The sequence below is a fragment of the Stakelama portus genome (assembly GCF_003171655.1).
In the GTDB taxonomy this organism is placed as follows: Bacteria; Pseudomonadota; Alphaproteobacteria; order Sphingomonadales; family Sphingomonadaceae; genus Sphingomonas; species Sphingomonas portus.
In genome coordinates, this window is record NZ_QFZL01000005.1 from 38653 (window position 1) to 61181 (window position 22529).

16 protein-coding genes are annotated in these 22529 nt (G+C 63.6%); 10 read left to right on the forward strand and 6 right to left on the reverse strand.

Annotated features, from left to right (window positions below; all coding sequences use genetic code 11):
• Positions 1–197: 197 nt before the first annotated feature.
• The 9 genes from DKB74_RS14285 (at position 198) to DKB74_RS14325 (ending at position 9377) form a co-directional block, all read left to right on the forward strand.
• Positions 198–1388 carry an acyl-CoA dehydrogenase family protein gene (locus tag DKB74_RS14285; RefSeq protein WP_109809020.1) on the forward strand — a complete coding sequence of 397 codons (1191 nt, stop codon included), beginning with the start codon at positions 198–200 and terminating at the stop codon, positions 1386–1388.
• Positions 1388–2227, forward strand: a complete 840-nt coding sequence (locus DKB74_RS14290) for an SDR family oxidoreductase (protein WP_109808867.1) — start codon at positions 1388–1390, stop codon at positions 2225–2227. Before DKB74_RS14285 ends, DKB74_RS14290 begins: the two co-directional genes overlap by 1 nt.
• A 67-nt stretch (positions 2228–2294) precedes the next feature.
• Positions 2295–3578, forward strand: coding sequence for an acetyl-CoA hydrolase/transferase family protein (locus DKB74_RS14295; protein WP_109808868.1), 1284 nt, complete (start codon positions 2295–2297; stop codon positions 3576–3578).
• 35 nt (positions 3579–3613) lie between these two features.
• The gene (locus DKB74_RS14300) at positions 3614–4378 is read left to right on the forward strand and encodes an enoyl-CoA hydratase/isomerase family protein (protein ID WP_109808869.1); all 765 of its coding nucleotides are present in this window, start codon (positions 3614–3616) and stop codon (positions 4376–4378) included.
• Between the two features lie 3 nt (positions 4379–4381).
• Entirely contained in the window at positions 4382–5293 is a 912-nt protein-coding gene (locus tag DKB74_RS14305) for an HpcH/HpaI aldolase/citrate lyase family protein (RefSeq protein ID WP_109808870.1), read from the forward strand.
• Positions 5294–5417: 124 nt separating this feature from the next.
• A complete protein-coding gene (locus DKB74_RS14310; protein ID WP_109808871.1) occupies positions 5418–6275 on the forward strand; it encodes a helix-turn-helix domain-containing protein in 858 nt (285 codons plus the stop codon).
• Positions 6272–6949: a TetR/AcrR family transcriptional regulator gene (locus DKB74_RS14315; protein WP_109808872.1), complete on the forward strand. Its 678-nt coding sequence runs from the start codon at positions 6272–6274 to the stop codon at positions 6947–6949. The genes DKB74_RS14310 and DKB74_RS14315 overlap by 4 nt, the downstream gene beginning before the upstream one ends.
• A 146-nt stretch (positions 6950–7095) precedes the next feature.
• Positions 7096–8295, forward strand: a complete 1200-nt coding sequence (locus DKB74_RS14320) for an acyl-CoA dehydrogenase family protein (protein ID WP_109808873.1) — start codon at positions 7096–7098, stop codon at positions 8293–8295.
• Positions 8292–9377, forward strand: coding sequence for an acyl-CoA dehydrogenase family protein (locus DKB74_RS14325; RefSeq protein WP_109808874.1), 1086 nt, complete (start codon positions 8292–8294; stop codon positions 9375–9377). The genes DKB74_RS14320 and DKB74_RS14325 overlap by 4 nt, the downstream gene beginning before the upstream one ends.
• Positions 9378–9438: 61 nt before the next feature.
• Here the strand turns inward: DKB74_RS14325 and DKB74_RS14330 are convergent, their stop codons facing one another.
• Together DKB74_RS14330 and DKB74_RS14335 are read right to left on the reverse strand one after the other, a co-directional pair.
• Entirely contained in the window at positions 9439–11925 is a 2487-nt protein-coding gene (locus DKB74_RS14330; protein WP_109808875.1) for a S9 family peptidase, read from the reverse strand.
• Between the two features lie 99 nt (positions 11926–12024).
• On the reverse strand, positions 12025–14862 hold the full coding sequence (locus DKB74_RS14335) for a TonB-dependent receptor (protein WP_109808876.1): 2838 nt from the start codon (positions 14860–14862) through the stop codon (positions 12025–12027).
• A gap of 480 nt (positions 14863–15342) precedes the next feature.
• Between DKB74_RS14335 and DKB74_RS14340 the strand changes: the two genes are divergently transcribed.
• On the forward strand, positions 15343–16161 hold the full coding sequence (locus tag DKB74_RS14340; RefSeq protein WP_109808877.1) for an AraC family transcriptional regulator: 819 nt from the start codon (positions 15343–15345) through the stop codon (positions 16159–16161).
• A gap of 24 nt (positions 16162–16185) precedes the next feature.
• On the opposite strand, the gene DKB74_RS14345 is transcribed toward DKB74_RS14340, so the two are convergent.
• The 4 genes from DKB74_RS14345 to DKB74_RS14360 form a co-directional block, all read right to left on the reverse strand.
• A complete protein-coding gene (locus DKB74_RS14345) occupies positions 16186–19014 on the reverse strand; it encodes a M14 family metallopeptidase (RefSeq protein WP_109808878.1) in 2829 nt (942 codons plus the stop codon).
• A gap of 307 nt (positions 19015–19321) precedes the next feature.
• Entirely contained in the window at positions 19322–19954 is a 633-nt protein-coding gene (gene leuD, locus DKB74_RS14350) for a 3-isopropylmalate dehydratase small subunit (protein WP_109808879.1), read from the reverse strand.
• Positions 19954–21360, reverse strand: coding sequence for a 3-isopropylmalate dehydratase large subunit (locus tag DKB74_RS14355; RefSeq protein WP_109808880.1), 1407 nt, complete (start codon positions 21358–21360; stop codon positions 19954–19956). The genes leuD and DKB74_RS14355 overlap by 1 nt, the downstream gene beginning before the upstream one ends.
• A complete protein-coding gene (locus DKB74_RS14360; protein WP_109808881.1) occupies positions 21357–22505 on the reverse strand; it encodes a CaiB/BaiF CoA transferase family protein in 1149 nt (382 codons plus the stop codon). The genes DKB74_RS14355 and DKB74_RS14360 overlap by 4 nt, the downstream gene beginning before the upstream one ends.
• Positions 22506–22529 lie beyond the last annotated feature (24 nt).

Here is a 22529-nt window from a genome sequence, read left to right on the forward strand (position 1 = left end):
CGCTCCCTGCATCGTGGCGTTTGGCCGCTGCGCCTGCCCTTGGCTACCGATCCGCCGAAAGCGCCGTGAGTTTACAAGGATATGGATTCTCGCCGCCGCCCTTGCCTGATCGGTCAGGAGGCGCATCGATGGACACGCATTCGATGGGGGCAGCGCGCTTCGCGCCCAGGCCCGGCAAGAGGATCAAAGGCGCGGACATGTCATCAGATAACGAAGCCAATCAGTTCGAACTCAACCATGAGCAGCAGCTGATATTCGACAATGCCGACCGGTTCGGTCGCAACGAACTCTATCCGCTCGCGCAGCGGATGGATGACGAGGAATGGTGGCCGGATCAGATCTTTCCGACCATGGGGCAAAACGGGCTGCTGGGCATCACTGTGCCCGAGGAATATGGCGGCGCCGGGCTAGACCTGTTGTCCGCCGGACTGGTGCTGCAGGGCTTCGCGCGCTGGAACCATGCGCTGGCGCTGGCATGGGTCGCGCACGACAATCTTTGCCTCAACAACCTCTATCGCCACGGCAATGAAGCGCAGCGTCGCAAATATCTGCCTGGCCTGTGTTCCGGCAGATCGATCGGCGCACTGGGCCTGACCGAGCCCGGCGCCGGCTCCGACGCGCTGGGCTCGATGCAGACCACGGCGCGGCGCGACGGCGACCATTATGTCCTGAACGGGCGCAAGATCTATATCACCAACGGCCCGGTCGCCGATGTCCTGCTGGTCTATGCCAAGACCGACCGGGAAAAGGGCGCGCACGGCATTTCGGCGTTCATCGTCGAATCGAACATGCCGGGGTTCAAGGTCGCGCAAAAGCTCATCAAGATGGGCTATCGCGGCAGCCAGACCGCCGAATTGCTGTTCGAGGATTGCCGGGTTCCGGCCGAAAACCTGCTCGGCGAGGAAAATCGCGGCGTCGGCATCGTGATGAGCGGGCTCGATCTGGAGCGCGCGATGATCTCGCCGATCTGCGTCGGGATCGCCGAACGCGCGCTCGAACTGGCGGTCGACTATGCCGCAACCCGCACCCAGTTCGGCAAGACGATCGGGTCGTTCCAGATGGTCCAGTCGATGCTCGCCGAGATGTATACCGAAGTCGAAGTGATGCGCACCTTCAACTTCAGCGTGCTTGCGGAGGCGTCGAGGATAGCCGAAGGTGAAGGCGGGCGCGGCGAGATCCACAAGCGTACTGCGGCATCGGTGATGTTCTGCGCCCAGGCGGTGAACCGCGTCCTCGACAAGGCGGTGCAGGTCCATGGCGGCACCGGTTATATCTGGGAATCGGAAATCAACCGGTTGTTCCGCTCGACCAAGCTGCTCGAAATCGGTGCAGGCACCACCGAAGTGCGCAAGCTGATCATCGCCGGCGAATTGCTGAAGAACCGCTGATGGGGTCCGGCCAACCCTATGCCGACCGCAAGACCGTCTATGCCGCCGACGCGCTGGCCGGTCAGACGGTGCTGATATCGGGCGGCAGCGGCGGGATCGGGCAGGCGACGGCGTGGCTGTTCGCCCGCCTCGGGGCGCGGATCGTGATCACCGGTCGCGATGCGGAAAAGCTGAGCGCCGTTGCCGGGGCGCTGACCGACGCCGGGCATCGCTGCGCTTCCCATCCTCTGGACATTCGCGATCCCGAAGCGGTGGAAACGACGCTGGCGCAGATCTGGCGGGATCATGGGCCGATCGACGCGCTGATCAACAGCGCCGGCGGCCAGTTTCCGCAGGCGGCGATCGATTTCAGCGTCAAGGGCTGGCAGCGGGTGATCGACGTCAATCTGAACGGCAGCTGGTTCATGATGCAGGCGATGGCACGCCACTGGCGCGACGCCGGGCGCCCGGGCAGCATCACCAACATCGTCGTCGTCACCAGCCACGGGCTCTACGGCGTTGCCCATTCGGTGGCCGCGCGCGCCGGCGTGATCGGCCTGTCGCGCAGCGTCGCGGTCGAATGGGCGCCGCTTGGCATTCGCGTCAATTGCATCGCGCCCGGGCTTATCGAAACCGATGGCTGGCGCGTCTATTCTCCCGAGGTTCGCGCGCGCTACGCCCGATCCAACCCGATGATGCGCCCCGGCGACGCTTGGGATGTGGCCGAAGCCTGCGCCTATCTGGCGGCGCCCAGCGGCAATTATGTGACCGGCGAGGTGCTGACCGTAGATGGCGGCGGGCAGCTGTGGGGCGAGACCTGGACGATCCCCAAACCCGAATATTTCAACACCGAAGGCTGATCGCGGCGAGTGGCAGCGCGGGGGATTGCGCCTCGCGACACTGGACCATGGGGCGAGGAATTAATCGATGGCAAGCACCAGACTGGCATTGGAGGCGCACGGAAGCTTGCCCGACCTGTCGGGCATCCTCGGGCGTGGCGATGCGATTGTGTGGGGCCATGCCTGCGGCGAACCGGCAACGCTGATCGAAAGCGTGCTGGCACAGGCCGGATCGATCGGCGGCCTGCGCGCCTTTGCGGCGAGCAGCTTCTCGCGGCTGCTGAGCGCCGACACCAGCGCCGATGTCGCGCTGTCGAGCATGGGCGCAATCGGATCGCTGCGCAGCATCGCCAGGGCGCAGAAGCTGTCCGTGATCCCCTGCCATGTCGGCCAGATTGGCGGGATGATCGCCGACGGCACGATCCCGTGCGACGTAGCGCTGGTGCAGGTCGCACCCAACCCTGCGGGCGCGGGGTACAGCTATGGCCTGATCGGCGACTTCGTACCCGCTGCAGTCGCCAAGGCGCGCGTCGTCATCGCCGAGCTCAGTCACCGCGTCCCGCGCACGCATTCGATGCAAATATTGCCGGAGGATCAGATCGACTATCTGGTCGAAACCGACCGCCCGCTGATCGAACTCGCGCGCGGCACGATCAGCGATATCGACCGCAGCATCGCTCGCCATGCGGCGGATTATATTGGCGACAACAGCATCCTGCAGGTCGGGATCGGCGCCGTTCCCGAAGCGCTGATGCAACTGATCGCCGATCGACGCGATCTGGGCATCCATTCGGGCATGGTCGGCGACTCGCTGGTCGACCTCTATGAATGCGGGGCGCTGACCAACGCCACCAAACCCAATGATCGCGGGGTTTCGATCACCGGGGCGCTGATCGGTTCGGAGCGGTTGTATCGCTTTGCCGACGCCAATCCGGCGCTGTTGCTATGTCCGTCCTCTTATACGCACAGCGACGCCGTGCTGAGCGCTTTGCCCGGTCTGGTATCGGTCAATTCGGCAGTCGAAGTCGATCTGAGCGGACAGGTGAATGCGGAACAGATCGGCGAATCCTATATCGGCGGCACCGGGGGTCAGGTCGATTATGTGCGCGCGGGCGCCCGTTCGCCGGGCGGGCGATCGCTGATCGTGCTACCATCATCGGCAGGCGACAAAAGCCGGATCGTGCCGACACTGAACGGGCCGGTGACCACCGCGCGCAGTGAAGTCGATGTCGTCATCACCGAATATGGCGCCGCCGAACTAAAGGGTCGTTCGATCGGCGAGCGCGCGCGCCGACTGGTCGAAATTGCCCATCCCGATTTCCGCGAAACGCTCGACCGCGCCGCGCACGCGCTGATCCGGCGCGGCTATTGAATCCAGCTGATATGCCACAGGAGCACCCGACCCAAATGGACGCCATCTTGTTCGAAACGCCCGCCGAGGGCGTCGCCCTGATCACTATCAATCGGCCCGAACGGCGCAATTCGCTGGGCAAGGAGGTTCGCGAAGGGCTGTTCGCCGCATGGGAGCGGTTCGAACGCGACCCGGCGTTGCAGGTGGCGATCCTGACCGGTGCCGGCGACAAGGCGTTTTGCGCGGGCGGCGACCTAAAGGAAATGGCCGAAACGGTGCTCGAAGTGCCGCCGCTCGACATGTTTCCCATCCTTGGCCAAAGCATCGAAGTGACCAAGCCGACGATCGCGGCGGTCAACGGCGTTGCCTTTGCGGGCGGCTGGCTGATGGCGCAGGGATGCGACCTGTGCGTGGCGAGCCACAATGCGCAATTTGCGGTCACCGAAGCCAAGGTGGGGCGCGGATCGCCCTGGGCGGTGCCGCTGATCACGATGATCCCGCAACGGATCATGATGGAAGTGCTGATGACCGGCCGTGCGCTGAGTGCGCAGCGGGCCTATGAAGTCGGGCTGGTCAACCGGGTCGTCGAGCCCGACCAGTTGATCCGGGCGGCGCTGGAACTGGCGAAGGAGATCGCCGCCAACGCGCCGCTTTCGGTCCGGGCGGCGAAGGAAACCGTGCGGCTGGCGACCGAAATGGGGCAGTCGGCGGCACTGCGGGCGGCGCGGCATTTGTGGCACCCCGTCTATACCAGCGACGACGCCAAGGAAGGGCCGCGCGCCTTTGCCGAAAAGCGTGCCCCCGTCTGGCAGGGGCGCTGATCGATGACCGCGTCGATGTGCCGATCCTTTCTGTTCGCGCCGGGCGACAGCGAACGCAAGATGGCCAAAGCATTCGCAAGCGGTGCCGATGCTGTGATTCTCGACCTTGAAGATGCCGTAGAGGCATCGGCCAAGCCGCGCGCCCGCGACATGGTGCGCGAATTTCTGGCGGAACCGCGCGTTGCCGGGGGCCCCGAGCGCTGGGCGCGGGTCAATCCGTTCGACGGTGAAGACATGGCCAGCGATCTTGAAGCGGTGATCGGCGCGGGGCTGGACGGCATCATGTTGCCAAAGGCGGAAGGCACCGAGCAGGTCGAAGCGCTGAGCGCGATGATCGCGAAGCTGGAGCGCGCGCGCGGCGACATTGAGGGGCGCACGAAGCTGTTTCTCGTCGCCGGAGAATCGCCGCGCGGGGTATTGCGCTGTGTCGATTATCCGAAGGGGATGGCGCGATTATGCGCGATGAGCTGGGGTCCCTGGGATCTTGCGACGGCACTGGGCGCAAGCGGCAATCGCCATCCGGACGGGACGTTGAAGCCGCCCTATGAACTGGCGCGCTCTTTATGCCTGATCGGCGCGGTCGCAGCAGGCGTCGCCCCAATCGAAACCGCGCCGATGGAATTTCGCGATATCCCTGTCGTCCGCAATTTCGCCCGCGCCGCTGCCGCCGACGGCTTCACCGGGCTCATCGCCATCCACCCCGATCAGATCGCCGCCATCCACGAGGCGCTGGCGCCAAGCGCGGAAGAAATCGAACATGCGCGGAAAATCTGCGCGCTGTTCGCCTCCGGGGATCAGGTCGGAACGATCGGACTCGATGGTCAGATGCTCGACCGCCCGCATCTGGTGCAGGCCGAACGAATCCTGTTTCGTGCCGGGCTATCCGAACAAGTCGTTTCAATCGCGGAACAATAAAGCCTCTTGGCATTCGGCGCCGTTAATGAGTACGCTTCATCAAGGAAATACAATGCCGTGAGAGAGCGAGCACAGCTCGCCGTCGGAACGGGCGCATGAGCGCCCACCTTGTCTGGAGGGGCGAATGACTGCCAATCGCTGCGAAGCCGGTGAGGAATCCGGTACGATCAAATCGGCACGCCGGGTGCTGCAGATACTCGAACTGTTCCGCCATGAAGACCGGGCACTGTCCACCACGGACGTCGCTCAGGCGCTCGGCTATCCGATTTCCAGCACGGCGGCGCTGTTGAAGAGCCTGTTGGCGCTCGGATATCTGCTGTTCGATCGGCACCAGCGCACCTATCGCGCGTCGATCCGCATGGGATTGCTGGGGTGCCCCACCGGCCATTGGGGCGCCAGGGTTGCCGCCGCCACCGAAAGGCTCGCCGAATTTTCGGACAAGCTGGGCATGGCGGTCGCGGTGGGCGTCCGCAACGGCAACGACATCCAATATGTCCAGCGTTTCGATCCGTCCGCCGGTCGCGTCGATTATGGCACGCCGGCGGGCAGCGTGCAGCGGCTGGTCGACACGCCGATGGGGCGCACGCTGCTCGCACTGGACGATGACCGCGCGATCGACCGACTGGTACGCCTGTTCAACGCCAGCCGGTCCACAGAGGCGCTGATCGACGGCGCCAGATTGCTCACCGAAGTCCGTTCGATCCGCGATGCCGGGCTCTATTATTCGACGGACAGCATTCACAGCGGCTTTGCCATCGCCGCCACCAATATTCAGGCCACCAACGGCCAATGGCTGGTGATCGGGATCGGCAATAGCGCCGCGCTGCCCGGATCGGATCGCGCGAGCATGACGGATGCGTTGCAGCAGATTGCCGATGCCGTGATCGTGCAGATGGCGGCGAGCAATCGTCCGGCATCTGTGTCGATACCAACCGACGCGATAGTGCCTCACGAGGGCGAGCTGATGGCAGCGCAGGCGTGACCAAAGCGCGCGCCTCGGCGCAGTCGGACGCACTCGACGAACCCGTCACGACGCCCGCGCGGCGATGGCGCGATCGCCAGGTATCCCGCCTTCCCGCCGAACAGCGCCGCAGCGAGATCATGGCCGCCGCGCTGTCGGTATTGCGCGAAAAGGGATGGCAGGACGCCACGCTCGCCGAAATCGCGCGCCGCGCCGACATTGTCGAAGGCAGCGTCTATCGCTTCTTTGCGAACAAGCATGACTTGCTGATCGCGGTGCTGGAGCGCTGGTACGAAGGCATGATCGCCGATTTCGATGCACAGCTGGCGGGCATTCCGGGCGCGCAGGATCGCCTGCACTTCATGATCCGGCGCCACCTGACGACGATTCATGACGATCCGATGCTGTGCAACGCGATGTTTCGCGAAGTGCGATCGAGCCCCGGCTATGCCGACAGTTCGAGCGCCGAACTCAACCGCCGCTATGTTCGCCGCACACAGGACGTGGTGCGCGAAGGGATGGAGAGCGGCGCGTTTCGCGCCAGCCTGCCGATGCCGCTGGTCCGCGATCTGATCTTCGGATGTATCGAGCATCACACATGGGATTATCTGCACGGGCGCGGCGACTTCGACGTGGGCGCCGTTGCCGATGCGATCATCGATCTGCTGCTGCACGGACTGGCTGCCGACGATTGATGCGGCTGGCCGGCCAGCGGTCATATTCCTCATGCGTGGAATAGGCCGCACCAGCCCGCGCCCAGGCCGCTCGCGGCTTTACATTCGCTCGCCCGGCTCCCCAAAACCCGGCTCAGACGACCGGGTCGGTGACCGAAAGCAGGACAATGGATTTCCAGCCAAGCGAAGCGGAACTGCGGTTCCAGCAAGAGATACGAGCGACGCTGGCCGCGTGCCTGCCACCCGATATCCGCGCCCGCGCCGAACGCAGCGCGCTGTTTTCTGCCGACGATTTCCGGCGCTGGCTTGCCGCGCTCGACGCGCACGGGCTGGCGGCACCGAACTGGCCGACGGCCTATGGCGGGCGCGACTGGACGCCGACCCAGCGGCTGATCTTCGGGCGCGAGCTGGGCGCACTACCGGCACCCTGGGTCTATCCGTTCAACATCGCGATGATCGGGCCGGTGATCTGCGCGTTCGGCAGCGATGCGATGAAACAGCGTTTCTGCGCCCCGCTGCGCGACGGATCGATATTATTCTGTCAGGGATTTTCGGAGCCCGGCGCTGGATCCGATCTGGTGTCGCTGCGCACCAGCGCGGTGCGCGATGGCGACGACCTGATCGTCAACGGTCAGAAGATCTGGACCAGCTATGCGCATATATCCGATTGGATATTCCTGCTGGCGCGTACCGAAACCAATCCAAAGCCGCAGCAAAATCTGTCGATCCTCCTGATCGACATGAAATCGCCCGGGGTCACCGTCCGCCCGATCGTCAGCATCGATGGCCAGCATCATCTGAACGAAGTGTTTTTCGAGGATGTGCGGGTGCCTGCCGACAATCTGGTCGGGCAGCCCGGCGACGGCTGGACGCAGGCCAAGTTCCTGCTGGGCCATGAACGCACCACCATCGCAGGCATTCCCGAAGCACAGCGCGAGTTTCGGGCGTTGCAGGCATTTGCGCGCAGCGGCGACTTTGGCCCGCTGGCCGATTGCGACTGGCATGCCCGCGAAGCGACGCGGCTGGAGGCGCGGCTCGAGGCGCTGAACATGCTCGAGGCTCGCACGGCGCTCGACCCGGAAATGCAGGGCCTGCACTTTGCATCCATGCTGAAAGTCGCGGGCACCGAAGTCCAGCAGCAGATCGACGATTTCGCCATCCGTATCCTCGGCCCCGGCATCGGCGGCGTTGCGCCCGAAAGCGTGCGCCCCGGCGGCAACCCGGCCGAACCGGGATTGCCGGGCACGGCGGCGCTGGCAGGCCGCTTTTTCTATCGCCGGGCTGCGACCATTTACGGCGGCACCAGCGAAATTCAGCGCAATGTGATTGCCCGCGCCCTGTTTGCCGAAGCCGGGGAACGCGCATGAATCTGGAGCTGACCGAAGAGCAATCTTTGATCCGCGCCAGCGCGGAGGCGATCGCCGGACAGATCGGGCCGCTCGCCTGCCCGCCCGAGCGCGAAGCCGAAAGCTGGCGCGCGCTTGCCGAAGGCGGGTGGCTGGGCATGGCGCTGCCAGAGGATGCCGGCGGCATGGCCATGGACGCAGTTGCGACGATGCTGTTCTGCAGGGCGCTCGGCGCCGAACGGGTTTTGTCTCCGTTTCGCATGGGCGCGCTGGTGGCAGGGCGGCTGATCCAGAGCACCGGCACTGGCGGCACGCAAACCGAATTGCTGCGACAGCTTGTGAGCGGCGACCGGCGATTCGTCGTCGCGCTGCACGAACATGGCGTACGCTTTACGCCCGACGCACCACTCAGCCATGTCCGGATGGATGATGCGGGACTGGTGCTGAACGGCGCCAAATGCTTCGTTCCTGTTGGCGCGGACAGCGATGCGGTGTTGCTGCCGGTGCGGATCGATGGCGATGCGCTGGCCATCCTGCTGGTCGATCTGAACGCAACGGGTGTCACCGCCGAACCGTTCGTCGCCACCGACGGATCATCTGCGATGCATATCAATTTCGCCGATGCCGTGTTGTCGGCCAATGCCATGCTGGCGCGCGGCACGCTTGCAGAGCGCGCGCTCGCGGACGCGCTCGATTTCGGATCTGCGGCTTTGTGCGCGGAAATGGTCGGCGTGATGGATCGTATGATACGTCAGACGCGCGAGTATCTGGTCACCCGCAAACAATTCGACGCGCCGATCGCCGGCTTTCAGGCGATCCAGCACAGGATCGTCGATATGACGCTGGAATATGAGCTGGCGGCTTCGGCAGCCATGAATGCCGCCGCCGCGCTGGACGCAAAGCCGGACGATCGGGCGCGCCGGATTTCACTGGCGCGTATCCAGTGCAGCCATGCCGGCCAATGGATCGGTCGCCAGGCGGTGCAGCTGTTCGGCGGTATGGGCATGACCCAGGAGGTCGAGATCGGCTGGCTGCTCAAGCGGCTGCTGTGCCTCGATGTCGAACTGGGCGACTCCGATTATCACTATGGCCGCTGCAGTTAGGTCGTGAACCCGGCTTCCCGAGCGCCGCTTTCACGGCACCCGGGAAGTCAGATCCGCAGCGTTACTGGTCCGATTTCTTCACATATTTGTCGAACCAGTCGAATGCCTCGGCAAGCACGTCGAGACGCGTTTCGCGCGCGGCATAGATGTGATCTTCGAACGGCAGCATCACGAGCCGCGCCTTGCCGCCCAGTCCCTTGATCGCCTGGAACAGACGCTGCGACTGGATCGGATAGGTGCCGGTGTTGCTGTCGATTTCGCCGTGGAACATCAGGAACGGCTCATTGATCTCGGTCGCGTGCATGAACGGCGACATGGCGTAATAGATTTCCGGGGCTTCCCAGAAAGTGCGGCGTTCGCGCTGGAAACCGAACGGCGTAAGCGTGCGGTTATAGGCGCCGTTCAGGGCATAGCCCGCCGCGAACAGATCGCTGTGGGTCAACAGATTGGCGGTCATGAACGCGCCATAGCTGAGCCCCGCAACGCCGATCCGATCGCGATCGGTGACGCCCTTTTCCACCAGCATGTCGACCGCCGCCTGAGCATTGGCGACCAGCTGATCGACATAGGTGTCGTTGGCTTCCAGACCGCCGACGATCGGCATCGATGCGTCCGCCAGCACGGCATAGCCCTGCGTCAGGAACAGCATATAATCGGTGGGAGCCCGGGGCGACGTGCCCGAAAAGGCATAGGACGTCCCCCGCACCTGACCGGCGCCCTGGGCATCGGCAAACTCGCGCGGATAGGCCCATACGACCGTCGGCACCTTGTCGCCCGGCTTGTAGTTCGGCGGCAGATAGAGCGTGCCGCTGAGCGGAATGCCGTCCGCGCGGGTATAATGGACCAGTTCCTTGCTCGAATAGGTGAGTGCGTTTTCCGGGCGCGGGATGCTGGTCAGCGCAGTACGCGTATCCGCCGAAAGATCGTGCAGGATGTAATTCGCCGGATCGAGGCTGGTTTCGTAGCGCGTGACGATCTTGCTTGCACCGTCATCGAGCACGTCGACGACCTGTTCGTAATTGGCGCCGCTGGTTTCGAACAGACGCTCGGTCACGCCGGTTGCAAGATTGTAGCGCGAAAGGAACGGATGGTCGCCATCGGGCGAACCGCCTTCACCGGTCAGATAGATCCAGTCGCCATTCTGGCGCAGGACACTGCCTTCGGCCCGCGTCACGACCGTGCCGGGATCGCCATACCAGTCATCGTCATTATGCTCCCACAGCGTCTTTGCTGCGGCGCCGGCTCCGGCTGCATCGACCAGCCACATTTTGGTTTCGCGCGTGCCCCAGGTGAATTGCTTCACCATTGCCTGACCGCCGTCTTCGGTGAAGGCGAACAGCGATTGCGAATACCAGCTGGGGCCGTTCGAAACGACGCGGCTGGTGGTGCGCAGCAATTCCTTCGCTTCGCCGGTGAACGGCGCGTCGAGCAGCATCACCCGATCGCGATAGTCCGCATCCTGCTTGGGATTGCCGTGGTCGAGCGGCTCGACATAAAGCAGCGCCGGTTCCGCCGAGGGACGCCAGGCAAAGCCGCGCAGCGCATCGGGCGCCCAGCCGAGCGATTCGGGACCGCCATTATTCGCCGGGACGCTGGCGACATGGTGGACCAGCGTTCCATCGGCCGAAAGCACTTCGACTTCCTTGGGGAAGCGGCTGGCGGGAATGGTGTAGGAATAGGGTTCGACGATCTTCACCGCGAGCAGATATTGCCCTTCCGGAGACGGCGTCAGCTGTTGATAGATTGCCGGCGCACCGACTGCGGTTTTGGTGCCGCTGACGACATCGACCAGCATCGGCTGCGACGTCATGTAATAATCGTACAGCTTCTCATCGAACTTGCTGGTGAGCAGGTTGGTGAAGGTCCAGACCGGCGCTTTCTGCCCGTCGCTTTCCTGGATCGACGGGCCGGTCGGCACGCCTTCCACCGGCGCCGGACCGCGCCCTTCGGGAATGAAATGGCACAGCAGGCGAACGCTGTCGTTCATCCAGTTGCACGGGCCGTCCGACTGATAATCGATGCTGCGCGCGGCGTTGATCGACGGCCCCGAAAGCGCATGCGACTGGCCGCTGGCGACATCGGTGATCCACAGTTCGATACCGGTATCGGTGGTGTGCAGAAACGCGAAGCGGCTGCTGTCGGGCGACCACATCGGCACGCCCAGCTTGGCATCGGGCACCGAAAGGTCGCGCGCTTCGCGGGTTTCCAGGTTGATCAGGCGATAGCCGATACCCTGTCCGGTATAGGAGGAATGCATGTCATAGGGATCAAGGTCATAGGGGCCGTTGGTCGCAACATTGACGCGCACCCCGCCCAGCCGGCGGAACGGCGCGGCGCGATCGACGATCGTCGGCATGCCCTGAAGCGAGGTGACCACCATCCACTTGCCGTCGGGGCTGACGCTGGCGGCGGGGGCAGGCGCGATGTCCAGAATGTCGACGACCTGCTGGGGCGGCGTGCGATATTCGTCCTGCGCAAAAGCGGCCTGCGGGAGGGATACTCCCGCGGCCGCCACCGCAGCGATCGCAATTGCGAATAATGGTTTCATGCTGTGTCCTCGGAATGGGCTCACCGGATTTCGCGGCAAGCAGGGAGAGGAAACTGAAGCGGGCCGGACACGATGTCCGACCCGCCCCAGGATGCTGGCTTAGAAGTCCTTCGAGAAGGCCACGAAGAAATAGCGGCCGATATTGTCGTAGAGCGAACCGTCGAACGTGCCCGAATAGGTATAGGGCGTACGCGGCGGATGTTCGTCGAACAGGTTGTTGACGCCCAGGCTGAGCTTCACGTCCTGCGGCATGCCGTAGCTGAGGAACACATCGTTGTAGAAACGTTCGTCGACGCGGACACCGGCATTATATTCGGAGCTCTGCTGCACATCGATCTGCGCCGATCCGATATAGCGGACCTGCCAGTTGGCCGAGAAGCTGCCCGACACATAGTTGATGTTCAGATTGCCGCGCCACGTCGGATCGCCATATTCGCCGTCCGAAATCAGCAGGCTGCCCGGATCCTCGCGATCGACCAGTTCCTCGAGCTTGGCGAGATAGGTGACGTTCGCCGAAATCCCGAGCGATCCCGGCAGGCCGATGCCCAGATCCTCAAGATGCGAGCGATAGCTGATCGCGAAATCGATGCCCTCTGCGGTCAGCTTGCCGATGTTGATCTGGCGAAGGTCGATCTTCGAGATGACATAAGGATCGCTCAGCCCCACGAAATTGCCGCGCGTGACCAGCGGGCAGAAGGCGTTGTCGAGCGAGTCCGAATCGACGCACTTGTCGACGATCGAGTTGCCGTCGAGCGTCTGGATCGCGTCGTCGATCTTGATCGACCAGTAATCGACCGAGATGTTGAGGCCGCGGAACGGCCTGACCACCACACCCGCGGTCCAGCTGTTCGACGTTTCCTCGGTCAGATCCGCATTGCCGCCCAGCGCCGTGCTGAGCGCCAGTGCCGCAGCCGGATCGACCCAGCCGACGGGAATGCCCAGCGCGCGGCAATTCGCCTCGCGATTGGGAGTCAGGTTGATCACGGACACGTCGCAGGGATCGGCACCAATGTTGAGCGTGCCGAGCGTGTCGGGGCTGTACAGTTCGACGATGCTCGGCGCACGGACGCTGCGCGACCGCGTGACGCGCAGGCGGATGCCATCGATCGGGGCATAGTCGGCACCCAGCTTCCAGGCCACGGTGCTGCCGATCGTGTCATAGTGCGAATAGCGCACGGCACCTTCGATATCGAGCGAGTTGGCAAGGAAGCTGTTGCGCAGCACCGGCACGACGATTTCGGCGAACGCTTCGGCCACATTGGTGCTGGCATCGACCGGCGGACCGCCATTGTCGGTGCGATAGAGCAGGCCCTTGGCGCCCAGGCCGTCATCGAGCGTCTGGAGCTTGTCCTTGCGATATTCGCCGCCCACAGCGACCTGAACCGCGCCGGCGGGCAGATGGAAGATCGGTCCGGTCAGCTGCGCGCCGGCCAGGATCTGCTCATTGGTCACGCTGCGCTGGAAGGTATAACCGAAATAGGCCTTGTCGGCGTCGCTCAGCGCCCCGCTGAACAGATCGATCGGCGTGCACCCGGCGGCCTGCGCGCTGGTGCTGCGGCAGACCGGGTCGCCCGATACCGGATCCAGAACCGCGTCGACCGCCTGATAGAAATTGCTTTCGATACGCGTATTGCCGGTGCGGAACGTCTGGTCGCGGCGACCATATTGATAGAAGGCGTCCCATTTGAACGGGCCCAGATCGCCACGCACGCCGCCCGAAGCGGTATAGGTATAGCGCGAATTGCTATATTGCTTGTTGCCGAAAATCGCTTCGCCTTCATAGCCGATCTTGATGCTGGACATGCCATTGGCATCCATCAGCGTGGTGACTTCGGAAGGCAGGAAGGGATTGTCGCGCTGCAGCGTGAGGCTGGCGTCGAAGAAGCTCTGGCCGTTGGTCTTCGTGCTCGCATAGGAGAATTCGAAGTCGGCATAGGCGGTTACGCTCGGCGCGATTTCATAATCGACACCGCCCATCGCCGAAAAGGTCTCGCGCGGGTTGCGCAGCGCGCGCTCGCGGCTGTCATAGCCATAATTGCCGCCGCTGCAGACCGAGCCATAGCAGTTGGGATTGGTGTAGGTGACCAGGCCGTTGTCATAGATGTAGCGCTGGCCGCCGATGATGAAGGTCGGCTGATAGGAATAGCCGATCGTGTGCGGCGAATTGACGATGATCCGGTCGGGGATGCCGTCGGCCGGGCCGGTATTTGCCGGATTGGCCACAAAGCTCAGCGCGCCGGCGCCATAGCTATAGTCGCGATCAGGATAGCCGACGCGATCGCTCTTCTGATACGACATGCCCAGGCGCGCATGGCCGCGATCGTCCGCGAATGCACCGCCGCCGGCGACCGACAGCATATAGGTGGCGGCATCGCCTTCGCCCGAAATGCCGGTGCGGCCCGAAACGTTGAAGCCGTCGAAATCATCCTTGAGGATGATGTTGACCACGCCGGAAACCGCGTCCGCGCCGTACACCGCCGAAGCGCCGCCGGTGATGACTTCGACGCTTTTGACCATCGAGGCCGGGATCGAGGAAACGTCGACCTGCGACCCGTCACGCGAACCGGAAACGCGGCGACGGCCATTGACCAGGACCAGCGTACGGTTGGTGCCCAGGCCGCGCAGGTTGATGAACGTCGCGCCGATGTCGCGCTGGAACGTATCGTTGCTCGAACCCAGGCCGACGCTGATCTGCGGCTGTTGCTGCAGCACGTCGCCAATGTCGTTCATGCCCGAACGCTCGATCTGCTCCTCATCGACCACCGTGGTGGGCGTCGGATTTTCGAAACCCAGGCGCGCGACGCGCGATCCGGTGACGACGATCGTTTCGAACTGATCCTCGTCCTGAACCTGCGGATCCTCGGCTTGCTGCGCATAGGCATGCGCGCCGGAAAACAATCCGACCATCGCAACCGTGCTGAGAAGTATTTTCTTCATTTGGCGACCCCCTTTTTCACGTCGGCTATTGCCGTCGGCGCATTGCGCCGCGGCCTGCCATTCAGGATCGCCTCACCAGTCCGCGCCCGGTCGGTGCCCCGTCGCACCGCCGTGTCGCCCTATTGTTTTCGCCGGGCTGATCGGACCGCGTTGCTGCCGTCGCCCCCCTTTTGCGACACAAATATGAAACGGATTCGATCCCCACGCTTGTGCGATCGGATCATTTCCCTTTGCCATCGGGCCGTCTTGAGCCTTGAGAGCGGGCCAGTGCGCTTTGCAGGGCGAGTGGCACCAAAGCGCAACACTTTTTCTAACTAATTGTAATATGTACGAATATATCTAATTTCAAGACGCTGCCCGGGCTCGACCGCTATGCGGCCAACGCCTAATTTGTCCGCAAAGTCATCCTTTTGGATTGACAAGCCATCCCATTTTCATGCGAAACAATCGCTCATAGTCAGGCGTTAATGGAACAACATTATGATCGAAAGGGTCGCAGTTCCAGTCGATTGCGACAGCGCACTTCGCCCGGTCATGGTCAGCGCAGCGGGGTGCCCGTCGCGCCTGCACATCCCGCCGCATTCGCACCGGCGCGCCGAATTCGTCTATGTCGGTTCGGGTACGCTCACGGTCACGGCGCATGACCGGCTTTTCACCATTCCGTCGCAAAACGCGATCCTGATCCCGCCCGGCACGGTGCACGAAATGCGGATGCTGAGCGACGCGTCGGTTTTCACGCTCTATATCGCGACCGAAGAGACGTTCGGCGGACACTGTCGCGAACTTCCCGTATCCGGCCTGTTGCGCGAGCTGATACAGGCTGCGGTCGAACTGCCTGCCGAATATCGGCTCCACGGCCGCGATGCGCACATCATGGAGTTGATCACGGAGGAACTGGCATGGCTGAATCGCCAGCCGGCCGCCCGGATGCGCCAGACGCCGGTGCCCAGGGACCCGCGCCTGTTGCGCGTATGTCGCGAGATTCTCCGCGAACTCGAACGAACATGGTCCATCGACGAAGCGTCGAAGGCGGCGGGCATGGGACGCCGCACCTTCACCCGCGCATTCCGGCGCGAAATGGGAGTCAGCTTCAGCAGCTGGTGCCAGAGCGCACGGTTGAACGCCGCCGTCTGTCGGCTGAGTTCGGGCGCGTCGATCACCGAAGTGGCGCTGGAAGCGGGCTATAACAGCCCCAGCGCCTTTGCGACGATGTTCAAGCGCACGCTCGGCGTGCCGCCATCGACCTATCAGGCCGACCATCGGCCCGGCGGCGGCGTGCAGGGGCTGCGGCGCAACTGATACGCGGCGCGCCGCCACCAACCCTCACTCCCGCGAAACCGCAGGCCCATAGAGCAGCCCGTTGAACAACAGCTTGAACGTTGCATAGGGCTGCGCGCGCTGCGTGACTTCGGGGCCCATCATGAACACCTTGCCGCGCCCCACATCGGCGTCGAACACCGCGACGGTATCCTCCAGCTTGTCCTGTCCCACGGCCCAGCCGCTTTGCAGCGGCGTATCGCTGTCATACCAGGCGACGCGCGTCACGCCCTCGCCGGTCGCGACAAAGGACTGGCTGTTGGCAAAGAACATGCTGACCTTGTCCGGCATCCCGTACGCAAGCGGCTGAGTCGGATCGACCGACGCTTCGACCAGCGATCCGGGAATGTAGAAATCGCGCCGCGACAGCCGCCTGGGCCCGCTGTCGCTTTGGTCCACCAGCGCGGCATCCGCATTCACGCCAAGCAGCTCGGCAAGATAATTGGCGTTGCCGACCGTAATCACCGTGCCGCCGCCATGGACGAACTCCAGCAGCTCGACCGCCGATCGCTGCGCAGTGATATTGCCCAGCCGGTCGCGATATTCCTCCGGAATGTCGGCCGGGTTCGGCTGATCGCCGTCGCCGCGCCCACCATACACGCCGCTGGGATCGGCGGGGCCGGTGCCGTCGGCAAAGATCAGCACGTCATAGCGCGACGCCAGATCGCCCGAATCGATATCTTCGGGAAAGACCAGCTCGAACGGAAATTCATATTGTTCGAGCAGCCAGCGGGTCCAGCCTGAGGGCATCACGCCCCCATATTTGTCGACCAGCCCGATTCGCGTCCGACGAAGCTGCAACAGCCCCCCGGCGGAGGGCGCCGAACCGCGTGCATAGGCATCGATGCCGAGTTCGCGCGTCGAATCGGCGATCACCGATTGCGCTTCGGGGGAATAGGGGACCCAGATCGTACCGGGGCCGAAGCTGCGGCCGTCGACGCGCATCGCATCGCGCACCCACGCAACCTGGCTTCCAGCGGCGAGCAGGCGGTTGGTCAGGGTGAAGCTGTTGTTCGCCTCATGCGCGATCAGCCAGCCGGCGCGCCCGCTGCCGATCACGCGGCCCGCATCTGCCTGTGCCAGATCGTCGATCCTGCGGAACGGCCCTTCAAAGCCTTCCATCACCCGATCGAAGGAAACCCCCATCTGATAGGCAAGGGTATAGCCGGTAATGTCATAGGGCGGGATCGGCGGGCCGCCGGGATATTGGAGATTATGCGGGTGATCCTGCGGCTCGAACATGTCGAGCACATGCGGGCGATAGGCCTGCGCCGTCTTCACGACATAGCTGCCCGCCGGATAGCGCTTGCCGTCGACCGTGAAAGGTGCATCCGCCTGCATCACATCCACTCCGGTCTTGAGCAGCGCGTTCACGAAGGCGACGACGGTGGGCATGTCCGCCTGCCCCGCCGGAATGATATAGCCGCGCGGATCGCGCAGTGCCGGATCGTTCAGCACCTGCGCATACAGGTCGCTCGCCACGCGATCGCTGTCGTTGAACGCGCGCGACGTCAGTCCGCGTTCGGCGGGCGGCGGGCCGTTTCCGGCCGCTTCCTTCAGCGCATCGATTCGCTGCGGCGTGATCGTCCAGCTGTCGCGATCGCCGCGTGCGATATTGTTCGCCCCCATGCGATAGATGTTGAACAACAATCGCTCACGATTGCGCGCCGCATAATCCATCACGGCGCGATTGAGCGACCATTGATATTCGAGCGTATCGCGCAAATGCCACATGCGCGGCGAGATCGGCAGCGGCGCATCGCCGCGCGGCAGCTGTGCCTCCGGAACCAGCGGAATGCGTTCGGGTGTCGGCCCGCCGATAATCTCGGTCAGCAGCCCGACCGAATTGTGGAAATAGGCGACCGAGCGGAGCATGCCGTTGTGCCAGGTCGAATAGCTGGCCTCGCCGCGCATCCCCGATCCGGCCTTGTTCTCCGAAATCAACCGACTGTGCATCGCCGCGCCGACTTCGCCCAGCTCGGTCATCACCAGCGGGTCGTAATTGTAATTGAACGGATCGCGGAACGGCGGAACGAACACCACTTCGCCGGTCGGCCCGGTCTGGTGCTGGTTATAGATGATCTGCGGATACCATTGCCGGAACAACACCCGGTTGATGTTCGTCGTCTCCGGCATCTGCGACATGAAGAAGTCGCGGTTGTTATCGTGGCCGATATATTTCTGATAAAGCCGGGGGATCGAACCGAACTCGCGGTCCGCCGGATCGGAATGGCGCATATACCAGTCCGACACCAGTTCCATGCCGTCGGGATTATCCTGCGCGAACAACAGGATGACATTGTCCAGAATGCGCAGCGTTTCCGAGTCCGACTGGCTGAGCATGCGATAGAGGACGTGGATCTGCGATTGCGACGTCACGGTTTCGGTGGCGTGCAGGCCGGCATCGATCCACACCACGGCCTTGCCCTGCCGCGCCAGCGCCTGCGCGTCTTCGTCGGTCAGTCCGTCGGCCCGCGCCAGGCGGCGGGCAATGTCGCGATAGTGATCGAGATTGGCCAGATTTTCGGGCGACGAAACGATCGCCATCCATTGCGTCCGCCCTTCGGCGGTCTTGCCGATATCGACCAGCCGTATCCGGTCCGATTGCGCCGCAAGCGTCTTCAGATAGGCTTCATAGGCGGAATAGTTGGCGAGATAATAATCGCTGCCAGGTTCCTGGGGAAAGGCATCCACGGGCGCCGTGATGCCCAGATCGTTGGCCGACGAGATAGGAGTAGTGCCCTGCGCCGCAGGAGACTGCGTCTGCGCGGCAAGCTGCGGCACGTAACTCGACAATGCCAGGGCGGCGATATGCGCCAGCCATCTCGTCTTCATTCGCTTCCCCTTTTTGCATTGCCCGATCGCAGCGGTCAGCGCTCTCTCGGCGCCATGAAGCTGCCTGCGATCGGGATGACCCGGCGGCAAGGCTGGCGCACCATCGCACGGCATGTCCAGCGCGAAGCGCTGCAGTGCACAAACTCTGGCCCATATTCGGAACCCGCGCCGCGCCAGCCTCTCGATCGGGACACATGGCTGGCGCGAAGGCGCGAATCGCCGATCGGCCCGGGCATGGTTCGACCACGGGCTCAGGGACGTGTCCCACCCGACACCGACCGATGACTGTCGGCCAGCGGGGTGCGGCTTACGCTTTCAGTATCGGTGAATATGCCCAGCCGCGTCGTTCGCGGTCGGCAGCGCGGAACGCTTCGATGCGATCGCGCAGCAGCAGCGTTTGACCGATCGGATCGAGGCCAAGCAACAGCGCCTCGCGCGCTTCGTCGCTGATGTCGAAACGCCATGCCTGTCCGGACGGGGCAGTAACCGTGCGGCTTTCCAGATCGACGGTCAGGATCGGTTCGGCTCCGGTTTCCAGCAACGCGCCAATCTGCTCGATCGCGACATCGCACATCGCCGCGGGCACGATACCGTTGGCGATGCAATTGCCGCGAAAGATCGCGTTGAACGACGACGCGATGACGGCGCGGAAGCCATATTGGGAAAGCGCCCATGCGGCATGTTCTCGGCTCGACCCGCAACCGACATTGGCGCCGGTGACAAGTATCTTCGCATCGGCATAGCGCGGTTGATTGAGGACGAAATCGGAATCGGGTTCGCGCGATCCGATCGCGGTATAGCGCCATCCGGCGAACAGCCCCTCGGCAAGCCCGCGCCCCAGCGGGTCGCGCATTTCGCGCGAGGGGATGATCGCGTCGGTGTCGATATTGTCGCGCAGCAACGGCGCAGCAACCGCAGTGAGGGTGGTGAACGGCTCCATCAGTGCGCCACCTTCCGCGGATCGGCGATACGCCCGGCAATTGCCGACGCCGCTACCGTTTCGGGCGAAGCGATATGCGTGCGCGTCCCCGGCCCCTGACGGCTTTCGAAATTGCGGTTGGTGGAGGACACGACCCGCTCCTGTGGGCCGAAGCTCTCGCCGCCCGCGAAAAAGCACATCGAACAGCCCGATTCGCGCCATTCGAACCCGGCCTCGCGAAAGATCCGGTCGAGCCCTTCGGCTTCGGCAGCACGCTTGACGCTGCTCGATCCGGGGACGCAGATCGCCTTGACCCCCGGCGCGACATGGCGCCCTTCGAGCAGCTTCGCCGCGCGGCGCAGATCGCTGATCCGGCTGTTGGTGCACGAACCGATAAAGGCCGCGTCGATCGGCAAATCGGTCAGTCGCCGGCCCGGCTCCAGACCCATATAGGCATGGGCGCGCGACTGGCTTTCGGCATTGCCCTGTTCCGGGGTGGCGGCGGGGTCGGGTACGGCACCGTCGACCGGCACGACCTGCTGCGGGCTGGTACCCCAGCTTACCAGTGGCACCAGCTCGGATGCGTCGAACCGCAATTCGGTGTCATATTCGGCGTCTTCGTCGCTGTTCAGCTCGCGCCACCGGGCGACGGCCGCGTCCCAGTCGGCGCCCTCGGGCGCGAAACGGCGGCCCCTGATATAGTCGATCGTCTTGTCGTCGGGCGCGATGATGGCAGTGAAGGCGCCGAATTCGGTACCCATGTTGCACAATGTCAGTCGCGCCTCGATATCCAGACCCGAAACCGCGCTTCCGGCATATTCGACGACATGGCCCGATCCGCCGCCGACGCCGAATTTGCCGAGCAGCGCGAGCGCCAGATCCTTGGCAGTAACGCCGGGGGCAAGCTCGCCGTCGATGGTGATCCGCATCTGCGGCGGGCGACGCACCGCCAGCGTCGACGTCGCCAGTGCATGTTCCGCCTGCGTCGTGCCGATCCCCCATGCCAGCGCACCCAGTGCACCTTGCGAACAGGTGTGACTGTCCGGACAGATCAGCGTCGCACCGGGCAGCACAATGCCAAGCTCCGGCGACATGACATGGACGATGCCCTGCAGCGGATCGTTCAGATCGAACAGGCGAATGCCGGCGGCGCGCGCGGCATCGCGCGTGGTGGTGATGAATGCCTTTCCGGTGGGCATGCGCGTATCGTCGCTGCGGCCCGGAATGGTGTCGACAATATGATCCATCACCGCGAACGCCTGTTCGGGTGCCATCACCTCATGACCGCGATCGAGCAGGCGGCGGATCGCTGTGCCACCGGTACGCTCATGCAACAGGATACGGTCGATCAGGATCAGATCGGCGCCGTTATCCAGCGTTTCTATGCGATGCGAATCCCAGATCTTGTCGAAAATCGTGCGTTTCAACGGCCCGCCGCTCCACCTTCGGTCTTGGGCAGCACATCGGCACCGTCTTCGCCGGCTTTGGGCAGATCGTGGCGCAGGCCCATCCGCGCGCCGTCGATCTCGATCGGAAGCGCGGGCAGCCGGGCCTTGCTTCCGTCCTCCAGAGTCACTTCGACCAGACCGCCTTCGGCCTGAAGATGCGGATCGTCGAGCAAATCCTGCGGACGCACGATCGGGGCAAAGGGCAAGCCGATCTTGCCCAGCCGCGCGACCAGTTCGTCACGCGTCATCTCCGCGAACAACGCACGCAGCACCGGCAGGATACGGTCGCGCTGCAGCACGCGATTATTGTTGAGCGCCAGATCGGCATCGGCGGCGAAATCGTCCAGGCCCAGCTCGGCGCAGAATTCCTTCCACTGCCCGTCGCTGACCACGCCGACGAACAATTGCTCGTCGGGATTGCGGGTTTCGAACACGTCATAGACGGCCCAGGCCGAAATCCGCGCCGGCATCGGATTGGCGGGCTGACCGGTGACGGCATATTGCGCAATATGCTGCCCCACAAAGAATGCCGTGGTTTCGAACAGCGAACATTTGACGTCGGCGCCCTGACCATCGCGATGGCGACGTTCGAGCGCGGCGAGGATGCCGATCACGCCGAACATCGACCCGGCAATGTCGATAACCGAAGCACCCGCGCGCAGCGGCCGTCCCGGCGGGCCGGTCATATAGGCAAGCCCGCCCATCATCTGCGCGACTTCGTCGAGCGCAGTGCGATTTTCATAGGGACCGGTCAGAAACCCCTTGGCCGAGCAATAGATAAGGCGCGGATTGCGCTTGCGCAGATCCTCTGCGCCCAGACCCAGCTTGGCGAGCGCGCCGGGGCGGAAATTCTCGATCACGACATCCGCGTCGTCGATCAGGCGCAGCGCATCGGCAAGCCCTTCTGGCGACTTGAGATCCAGACACACGCTGCGCTTGTTACGGTTGAACATCGGGAAATATCCCGCACCCGAACCGAGCAGCCTGCGCGTATGATCGCCGCCTTCCGGCTCGATCTTGATGACATCGGCTCCGAGATCGCCAAGGATGAGCCCGACCGACGGCCCCATCACCATATGGCTGAATTCAACGACCTTCAGACCTTCAAGAGGAAGCGATTCCATATTTCCCCAACGCGTTGCTGCCCC